The 858-nt window shown below is 63.3% G+C and carries 1 pseudogene; it reads right to left on the bottom strand.

Features of this window, described 5'->3' with window-relative positions:
* Positions 1-108: 108 nt before the first annotated feature.
* A pseudogene (locus B2R83_RS03960) lies at positions 109-858 on the bottom strand (lysine decarboxylase); the annotation flags it as partial.

The raw sequence follows: 858 nt of genomic DNA on the forward strand, positions 1-858 counted from the left end.
GCCGTCAAGGCAGCGCCGAAGCGCTATGCCGTTCGAAAGGTCAAGAAGCTACCTTAACTGAACGGCATTACGCTGAAGGGCGCGTTTTTTCATGGCCTTGCGGCTCCCTTACGCGTCCTGCATCACGCAATCCACGAAGTAGCCGCGCTTGCCGTCGACTTCACGCTTGACCAGCCCGTGCACGTCGGTCTCGAAGCCCGGGAAGCGCTCGTTGAAGTCGCGCGCGAAGCGCAGGTAGTCGACGATGGTCCGGTTGAAGCGCTCGCCCGGGATCAGGAGCGGAATGCCCGGCGGGTAAGGCGTCAACAGGATCGCGGTGATGCGGCCTTCCAGCTCGTCGATCGCCACGCGCTCGATCTGGCGGTGCGCCATCTTGGCGAAAGCGTCCGACGGCTTCATGGCCGGCACCATGTCCGACAGGTACATCTCGGTGGTCAGGCGCGCCACGTCGTACTGCTTGTAGAACAGGTGGATCTCGGTGCACAGGTCGCGCAGGCCGCGGGTCTCATAACGCGGGTTGGCCGCGGCGAACTGCGGCATCACGCGCCACATCGGCTGGTTGCGGTCGTAGTCGTCCTTGAACTGCTGCAGCGCGGTCACCAGGGTGTTCCAGCGGCCCTTGGTGATGCCGATGGTGAACATGATGAAGAAGGAGTACAGGCCGCACTTCTCGATGATCACGCCGTGCTCGGCCAGGTACTTGGTCACGATCGAAGCCGGAATGCCGGTGTCGCCGAACTTGCCGTCCAGGGACAGGCCCGGGGTAACGATGGTCGACTTGATCGGGTCGAGCATGTTGAAGCCCTCGGCCAGCTTGCCGAAGCCGTGCCAGTCGTCCTCGGCGCGGATCATCCAGTC

This window comes from Massilia sp. UBA6681 (assembly GCF_002454935.1).
GTDB classification, from domain to species: Bacteria; Pseudomonadota; Gammaproteobacteria; order Burkholderiales; family Burkholderiaceae_D; genus Telluria; species Telluria varians.